At 71.3% G+C, this 6,628-nt stretch carries 8 protein-coding genes; 3 read left to right on the forward strand and 5 right to left on the reverse strand.

The features are described from left to right. Nucleotides 1-157 precede the first annotated feature (157 nt). Nucleotides 158-922, forward strand: coding sequence for a hypothetical protein (locus ACE3QP_RS21475; RefSeq protein WP_374439073.1), 765 nt, complete (start codon nucleotides 158-160; stop codon nucleotides 920-922). Here ACE3QP_RS21475 and ACE3QP_RS21480 read toward each other — a convergent pair. Genes ACE3QP_RS21480 through ACE3QP_RS21495 form a run of 4 tightly spaced genes read right to left on the reverse strand, consistent with a single transcriptional unit; the run spans nucleotide 919 to nucleotide 4,235 of the window. Further along, the gene (locus ACE3QP_RS21480) at nucleotides 919-1,671 is read right to left on the reverse strand and encodes a hypothetical protein (RefSeq protein WP_374439075.1); all 753 of its coding nucleotides are present in this window, start codon (nucleotides 1,669-1,671) and stop codon (nucleotides 919-921) included. The two genes, ACE3QP_RS21475 and ACE3QP_RS21480, sit on opposite strands and share 4 nt — an antisense overlap. Continuing rightward, on the reverse strand, nucleotides 1,664-2,749 hold the full coding sequence (locus tag ACE3QP_RS21485) for a WG repeat-containing protein (RefSeq protein WP_374439077.1): 1,086 nt from the start codon (nucleotides 2,747-2,749) through the stop codon (nucleotides 1,664-1,666). Before ACE3QP_RS21485 ends, ACE3QP_RS21480 begins: the two co-directional genes overlap by 8 nt. Continuing rightward, nucleotides 2,746-3,138, reverse strand: a complete 393-nt coding sequence (locus ACE3QP_RS21490) for a hypothetical protein (protein WP_374439079.1) — start codon at nucleotides 3,136-3,138, stop codon at nucleotides 2,746-2,748. Before ACE3QP_RS21490 ends, ACE3QP_RS21485 begins: the two co-directional genes overlap by 4 nt. 11 nt (nucleotides 3,139-3,149) lie before the next feature. Continuing rightward, on the reverse strand, nucleotides 3,150-4,235 hold the full coding sequence (locus tag ACE3QP_RS21495; RefSeq protein ID WP_374439081.1) for a hypothetical protein: 1,086 nt from the start codon (nucleotides 4,233-4,235) through the stop codon (nucleotides 3,150-3,152). Nucleotides 4,236-4,404: 169 nt separating this feature from the next. Between ACE3QP_RS21495 and ACE3QP_RS21500 the strand changes: the two genes are divergently transcribed. Then, on the forward strand, nucleotides 4,405-5,490 hold the full coding sequence (locus ACE3QP_RS21500) for a sensor histidine kinase (protein ID WP_374439083.1): 1,086 nt from the start codon (nucleotides 4,405-4,407) through the stop codon (nucleotides 5,488-5,490). Beyond that, on the forward strand, nucleotides 5,487-6,230 hold the full coding sequence (locus ACE3QP_RS21505; protein WP_374439085.1) for a LytR/AlgR family response regulator transcription factor: 744 nt from the start codon (nucleotides 5,487-5,489) through the stop codon (nucleotides 6,228-6,230). Before ACE3QP_RS21500 ends, ACE3QP_RS21505 begins: the two co-directional genes overlap by 4 nt. A 159-nt stretch (nucleotides 6,231-6,389) precedes the next feature. Here the strand turns inward: ACE3QP_RS21505 and ACE3QP_RS21510 are convergent. After that, a partial coding sequence (locus tag ACE3QP_RS21510) for a hypothetical protein (RefSeq protein WP_374439087.1) occupies nucleotides 6,390-6,628 on the reverse strand: 239 nt, incomplete at its 5' end.

Here is a 6,628-nt window from a genome sequence, read left to right on the forward strand (position 1 = left end):
TTTGGGTTGTTGGCCGCGCGTGCCTGCCCCCGGTTTGGGCTGCGCCCGACCGCCTAGCCTTGGCCCCTTTCCCGCTCGAACGCGGGGCATGCCCAAAGCCCGACAGCCTCCTGCCCGTGCGCAAGCATTTCGTGCTGGTCGAGGTCTGAGCATCGCCATGCGCTGGCTCGGTCTGACCCTGTTGTGCCTGGCCCCTGCGCTGGCTCTGGCAACGGACTGCCCGCAGCCCCTGCGCATCGGCTTCGTGGACGACGACGCCAGCCCCTATGTACGCGGGCGCGGCAGCGAGTTCCAGGCCGAGCCCGGCTCGACCGTGCTGCTGACCCGCCAGGCCCTGCAGCTGCTGAACTGCCCGGCCGAACTGGTGCGCCGGCCGGTGCGCCGCCTGGTGGCCGAGACCCTGAACGACCAGATCCAGGTGGCGATGCTGATGCGCGCCGACGCCCCCGACCGTGCCGCGCTGGGCTTTCCGCGCCTGCCCGATGGCCGGGTGGACCCGCGCCTGGCGCTGGGTGAATCACGCGTGGTGCTGTTCGTGCGCCGCCCCGCGGCCGGCCAGGCCCTGCCCAAGGCCGAGCCGGCGCAGCTGAGCCTGGGCGTGATTGCCGGCAGCCCGGTGGAGGCGACGGCGCAGCGCGCGGGCTGGACCTACCAGACGGCCACCAGCCGCAGCAGCGCGCTGGCCATGCTGCGCGGCGGCCGCTTCGAGGCGCTGGCCGACGTGGAGGGCGCGGTGCCGCCGGAAGAGCTGCAGCGCGAACCCGCGCTGCAGGCCCTGCAGCCGCCGCTGCAGCGCGCCTTCTTCCATGCCGCGCTCAGCCCCGCGCTGCTGCAGGCGCAGCCGCAGTTCGCGCAGCGCTTCTGGGCCGCGCTGTGCAAGCTCTCGCGGCCCAGCCAGCCGGGGCTGGGGCCCTGCCCTTAGTAAAACGAAATCTCGTGCTCGCTGATCGCGTGACGCCAGCCCTGCTGGCGGTCCAGGCGCTCAGCCAGGAACTGCAGGATCTCCTCGCGCCGCTCGGGCGCGCAGCCGGTCTGGGCCGCCCATTGCGCCACGCTGGGCAGCAGCACGCGCATCTGGCAGGGCTGGGCGCCCATCTCGTAATCAAAGGCAATGTGCAGCCCCGGCTCCGTGTAATGCACCTGCCCTGAACGCGCCGTGCCCTGGATCTCGACGCGGCGCGCGAAGCGCTGCTGCAGGCGCTCCAGCAGGCGCAGGCGCAGCAGCAGGTCCTCGTCCGGCAGCGGCCGGCCCAGGCCATCGCGGTAGCGGATCGGCGCTTCTTCAGAGGGCACCGGCAGCGGCGCGGGCGGCGGTGCGGGCGCCGGGCCATCCAGCTTGCGCAGCTCCAGCTCGTGCGCCCAACCCTCGGCATGCCCGATGCGCAGGCGGTAGGCGCCGGGCGGCCAGGCCAGGGTGTCGAACAGCAGCTGCACGCTGCCGCTCAGGCGCTCGCCCACCGGCGCCTCCTCGATCAAAGCCTCGGGCTCCAGCGCCTGCAGGCTCAGGCGCTCATAGCCCTGCCAGCCGGGGCGCGGCAGCCAGACCTGCAGCTGCTGGCAGCCCGGGTACTGCGCCACCCGGGCCGTCAGCAGCTCGGGCGGGGCGCCAGCGCCCTGGTTGCTCAGGGCCCCGATCTGCAGCGCGCCCTCATGGCTCGCGGGCTCATTCATCGCGGCGCCACACGGCCTGGCCATCGGGGCGGATGTAGGCGGACGTGCGGCCCTGGCCCACATAGGCCAGGCCCTGGTGGAAGGGCCGCGCGAAGCTGTACTGCGGCTCGATGACCCTGCGACCTTTCTTGTCGATGTAGCCATGCAGGCGCCCCACGCGCACCACCGCCAGGCCCTCGCTGAAGGACCAGGCGCGCTCGACTTGGGGCTCCAGCACGGTCTTGCCCTGCGGGTCGATGAAGAGGCTGCGGCCCTCGCGCTTCACCAAGGCCAGGCCGTCGGAGAAGTCTTCGGCGCTGTCGAACTGCGCCTGCACCACCAGCTCGCCCTGTTTGTCGATGAAGCCGTATTTGCCCTCGATCCACACGCGCGCGCGGCCCTCGCGGAACTCGCTGGCCTGCTGAAAGCGCGGGGCGATGCGCAGCTCGCCGGCCAGCGTCATATAGCCCTGCAGCCGGCCCGACCAGACGCGCACCATGCCGTCCGCGGGCAGGCCGATGAAGTCCACGTCCTTGGGCGTGAGGTCACGGCCGCTGGCGTCGAACACGCGGTGCGTGCGCTGCTTGGATTCGCTGCGCAGCAGGCCGCCGGCCGGGGGCAGCAGCTTTTCGTGCGTGCAGGGCAGCACCAGTTTGCCCTGGCGGTTGATGGCGCCGTATTTCATGACGCCCCATTCGTCCAGCCGGCCCACCACGGCCAGTCCGTCGGCAAAGGGGCCAGCGCTGTCGAACTCGGCGGCGATGGCCAGGCGGCCATTGGGTTCGGCGTAGCCCCAGCGGTAGGCCCCTTTCGTGTCCTTCACCGCCGTGGGCACCAGGCCCTCGCTGAAGGGCAGGGTCCAGGCCTCTTGCGGCGCCACCACCACGCGGCCCTGGGCGTCGTAATAGGCGGTGCGGTTGCCCTTGCGCGCCAGTACCAGCGGGTCGCCCTGCACCAGCTCGGCGTACTCGGGTGCCAGCACCACGCGGCCGTTGGCGTCGATCAGGCCGTGCAGGTCGCCGTTGCGAATGGGATAGAGGGGCTGGGCCTGCACCGCGGCACCGGCGCAGAACAGGGCCAGCAGCGCACGCCACTTCACAGCCCGGCCTCCAGCAGGGCGCGGATCTCGCCATCGCTGTGCATGCCCTGCGCGCCGTGCGCGAAGGCGTTGTGGATCTCCAGCACGCCGCCCGCAAAGCGCAGCTGCTTGAGCTCGGGCGTGGCCACGTTCACCAGCTTCACCTGCTTGAGCCCTTCGCGCACGGCCTGCTTGCCCATCTCGTCCAGGCAGATCACGCGCAGCGCCATGTTGAGGCGATGGCAGGCGGTGTTGTCGACGAAGTTCAGCGCCTGACCGTCCTGGCCCAGGCTGTCCCAATCCACCTCGTAGGGCACGGCCTGGCCGCAGATCTCGGCGATCTCGGCGCTGCGCGCGGGCAGGGTTTCCTGCTGCAGGGTCTGGATCAGGCGGCGTTCTTGCAGTCCCATGGCGGGCTCCTTCAGTTCAACAAAGCGTTCAGGGCCTGCAGCGCAGCTTGCTGCTGCGGGTGGGCGGGGGCGGCGGCCACGGCCTGCTGCAGGGCCTGCAGGGCGGCGCGCAGCTCGGGCTGTTGCGGCTGCAGGCGGGCGGTGGCGCGGGCAATGGCCAGGGCGTGCTCCACGCCCACATCGTCGCCATGGCGGCCCAGGCCGTGGGCGCGGATGTCTTCGGCGGTGCGGCGGGCGTCCTCGGCCAGCCAGGGCGACCAGGCGGCCGGCTGCAGGCGCTCTTTCGGCATCTCGGCCACCAGCACGGCCGCGCCATGGCGGTAGATGCTGTGCTCGGTGCACAGATTGCCGCGCAGCTCCTGCTCGAACTGCGGCACGCGCAGGGCGCGCTCGATCCAGATGGTGCGCAGGGCAGGGTCGGGTTCGAAGGGCAGGCCCGCGCTCAGGGTCCAGAGCGGGGCGTCATCGCTGTAGCGCGCCAGGTCTTCGTTCAGCCGCCCGGCCGGGCCCAGGGCCTCGCGGCGTTGTTCCTCGGCCTGGCGTTCCTGCTGGGCCTCCAGGGCCGCGGCGTAATTGGCCTGGCTCAGGCGCCATTGCGCGTAAAGCATGGCCGCACCGCACAGCGCGCCGGCGAGCAGCGCCCCGGCCCCCGCGCCCAGCAGGCCCTTGCCCCAGCCGGTGTGCGGCAGGCTGGCAATGCCCTGGGCATTGGCCACCAGCAGCAGGGTGTGCGCACCCAGCGGCAGCAGCAGGCCGGCCAGGTTCAGCAGCAGGGGGATGCGCGCCCAGGGCGCCTCGGCCCAGGCAATCAGCGCGCCAAAGATGGCCAGGCCCAGCAGCAGGCCGGCGCCCAGCGCGGCGCCCACGGCCTGGGCGCGGCTCCAGCCCAGCGGGTCCAGCCCGCCGCGCAGCGCAAAGCACAGCAGGGCCAGCAGGCCGGCCACGCCGGCCAGGATGGCGCTCATGAAGGGAATGATCAGCCCCATCGCGCCATCGCCCTGCGGCACCCGCGCCGTGTAGAAGCCCAGGATGCCGGCCGTCAGCAGCGTGAGCAGCATGGCAATGGGGGTGAGGGCGGAGACCAGGAAGCTGAGCATGGCAGGCGAGGCCGTTCGGGTGGATGTGCCACTGTGCGACCACGGGGTATCGCAACCGTTTCAGCACCCGGCCGGCAGGTTTCAATCGTTTCCGCCGTTCGGCGCCCCGAATCCTCAATCCAGTCCAGCGCGCCCCCATCGGCCGGTGCGGCTGACCAGAATCCGCCCCATGCGCCGTCTCCTCGCCCTGTTCACCATGCCGCCCGAACTGCGCCGTGCGGCGCTGCTGGGCCTGCTGACGCTGTACGCGCTGTACTTCATGGCCGTCAGCATGGCCGGGCTGAGCGCGGCGCCCAACTTCCGCTGGCGCGACGCCGTGCTGGGTTCACTGCTCAGCTTCGGCCCCGCCGTGCCCCTGCTGCTGCTGTGCTGGCCGCTGACGGGCTGGGTGGGCCGGCGCGTGCGCAGCGCCCCGGCCGCCATGGCCCTGCACTTGCTGGCGGCGCTGGGCTTCGTATTGACCTGGCATGGGGCCTCCTACCTGCTCTACCTGGCCGGCTATGGCGAGCAGGTGGCCGAACGCGCCCGCGCCGCCTGGTTCCTGTGGCAAAGCCTGTGGGGCCTGATGATTTACGCCAGCGCCGCCGCCGGCTTCAGCGCCTTCCGCGCCGTGCAGCGCGCCCGCGCCGAGGCCGTGGCCGGCGCCCAGACGCGCGAGCTGCTGGCGCGCGCCGAGCTGGCCGCGCTGCGCAGCAAGCTCAATCCGCATTTCCTGTTCAACACCCTGCACTCCATCCTGGCCCTGCTGCGCCGCGACCCCAGCCAGGCCGAAGCCGCCCTGCACCGCTTCTCCGACCTGCTGCGCCAGGTGCTGGACAGCGAGCGCCGCGACGCCGAGCGCGTGACCCTGGCCGAGGAGCTGGAGTTCACGCGCGACTACCTGGCGCTGGAAGCCCTGCGCCTGGGCGAGCGCCTGCAGTCGGAGTGGCAGGTGGACGAGGCCGCCTTGAACTGCCTGCTGCCCTCGCTGACCCTGCAGCCGCTGGTGGAAAACAGCATCCAGCACGCCATCGCGCCACGCCGCGGGCCCGGCCGCCTGCGCGTGGCCGCGCGCCTGCAAGGCCAGCGCCTGCAGCTGGAAGTGGCCGACGACGGCCCCGGCTGCCCGCCGGAACAGGCCGAGACGGCCGCCGGCCTGGGCCTGCGCACCGTGCGGCGGCGCCTCAAACTGGCCTTTGGCGAGCAGGCCCGCTTCAGCCTTCACACTGCCCCCGGCCAGGGCTTTGCCGTGCACCTGGAGTTGCCCGCCCCATGACCACCAAGACCGTGCTGATCTGCGAAGACGAGCCGCTGGCGCGCGAGACCCTGCGCGACTTCCTGGCCCCTTGGCCGGCGCTGCGCCTGCTTGGCGAAGCCTGCGACGGCCGCGAGGCGCTGGAGCGCATCGAGGCGCTGAAGCCCGAACTCGTCTTCATGGACATCCAGATGCCCGAGCTCACCGGCCTGGAGGTGCTGCAGCGCCTGCAGCACCTGCAGCACCGGCCCGCGCTGATCTTCACCACCGCCTACGACCAGCACGCCGTCACCGCCTTCGAGCTGAACGCGGTGGACTACCTGCTCAAGCCCTTCACGCGCGAACGCTTCGACGCCGCCGTGCAGCGCGTGCTGGCCGAAGAGGAAGCCGCCCCGCCCGACACCCTGCTGCGCGTACTGGGCGGCGGCCAGGGGCCGCTGACCCGCATCCTGGTGCGCGACCGTGGCCGCATCTTTCCGCTTGCCGTCGAACGCATCGAGCACCTGACGTCCGACGCCAAGTACACCGTCATCACCAGCGCCGGCCAGCAATACGTGGTGCGCGTGCCCCTGCAGGACCTGGAGCAGCGCCTGGACCCGGCGCGCTTCCTGCGCATCCACCGCAGTGCGATGGTGAACCTGGATTTCGTCGAATCGATGCAGGCCGACGAGCAAAGCCAGCTGGAACTGCTGATGCGCGACGGCACCCGGCTGCTGGCGAATCGCGAGGTGTCGCGGTTGCTGCGGGGGTTGGCGCTGTAGCCGGCTGTTCCGGCCAATCGATCAGGAAGAGCGTGCCCTCGCCCGGCGTACTGTGCGCGCGGTCAGCAGCGCCAGGGAATTCGATGCGCAGAGGGCGGTTCGTGGTGTTAGTCCTGGGGGAGGAGGTTCAAATTAAAGGCCTGACCCAATACTGTTCGTTTAGTTGTCAGGATGTCCGAATCTGCGCATAAGCAGGTGCCGCATGGGTTGGCGGTCGGGCGCCGGCGGCAAGGGCTCGATGACGAGCGGGCGGTAGTCCGCCGCCACCCGATTGCTGAGGAATCGGTTGTGCGAGGCGTACGGCGAGTTGCGTCGCTTGACCATGCGGGGATTGCGTTTGGCAGTGGTACGCACGGCCCGCAACCTCGGGCAGACATCCAGCAAGTCATTGAACCAAC

The organism is Inhella sp., assembly GCF_041912635.1.
Taxonomy (GTDB): domain Bacteria; phylum Pseudomonadota; class Gammaproteobacteria; order Burkholderiales; family Burkholderiaceae_C; genus Inhella.